Origin of the sequence: Peptostreptococcus stomatis DSM 17678 (genome assembly GCF_000147675.1) — a bacterium.
GTDB lineage: Bacteria > Bacillota > Clostridia > Peptostreptococcales > Peptostreptococcaceae > Peptostreptococcus > Peptostreptococcus stomatis.
This window is the reverse complement of the sequence record NZ_ADGQ01000039.1, coordinates 1-535: the sequence shown is the minus strand read 5'-3', so window position 1 is coordinate 535 and position 535 is coordinate 1. Positions and strand designations below refer to the sequence as shown.

Below are 535 nucleotides of genomic sequence, written 5' to 3'. Positions count from 1 at the left end.
TATGCGGGTGTAGCTCAATGGTAGAGTTCTGGCCTTCCAAGCCAGCTGTGAGGGTTCGATCCCCTTCACCCGCTCCAGATGTGGGAGTATAGCTCAGCTGGGAGAGCATCTGCCTTACAAGCAGGGGGTCACAGGTTCGAGCCCTGTTACTCCCACCAATAAATGCGGCCTGGTAGTTCAGTTGGTTAGAATGCCAGCCTGTCACGCTGGAGGTCGAGGGTTCGAGCCCCTTCCAGGTCGCCATCAAATACACACTATGCTGGTGTGGCTCAACGGTAGAGCAGCTGACTTGTAATCAGCAGGTTGTAGGTTCGATTCCTATCACCAGCTCCACGTGGAGGATTTCCCGAGCGGCCAAAGGGGGCAGACTGTAAATCTGTTGTCACCGACTTCGGTGGTTCGAATCCACCATCCTCCACCAACAGAATAAACTAAAATGCGCGGATGTGGCGGAATTGGCAGACGCACTAGACTTAGGATCTAGCGCCTTTGGCGTGGGGGTTCGACTCCCTTCATCCGCACCAAGTTTATTTTT

At 53.8% G+C, this 535-nt stretch carries 6 tRNA genes; all 6 read left to right on the top strand.

The features are described from left to right. The first annotated feature begins 3 nt into the window (after positions 1-3). The 6 genes from HMPREF0634_RS03765 (at position 4) to HMPREF0634_RS03740 (ending at position 524) form a co-directional block, all read left to right on the top strand. Positions 4-77: transfer RNA gene (locus HMPREF0634_RS03765), tRNA-Gly, on the top strand. 5 nt (positions 78-82) lie between these two features. After that, positions 83-158: transfer RNA gene (locus HMPREF0634_RS03760), tRNA-Val, on the top strand. An 8-nt stretch (positions 159-166) separates the two neighbouring features. After that, positions 167-243 (top strand) — tRNA-Asp (locus HMPREF0634_RS03755). Between the two features lie 15 nt (positions 244-258). Continuing rightward, a tRNA-Thr gene (locus HMPREF0634_RS03750) sits at positions 259-333 on the top strand. Between the two features lie 3 nt (positions 334-336). Then, positions 337-421 (top strand) — tRNA-Tyr (locus HMPREF0634_RS03745). A gap of 19 nt (positions 422-440) precedes the next feature. Beyond that, a tRNA-Leu gene (locus tag HMPREF0634_RS03740) sits at positions 441-524 on the top strand. Positions 525-535 lie beyond the last annotated feature (11 nt).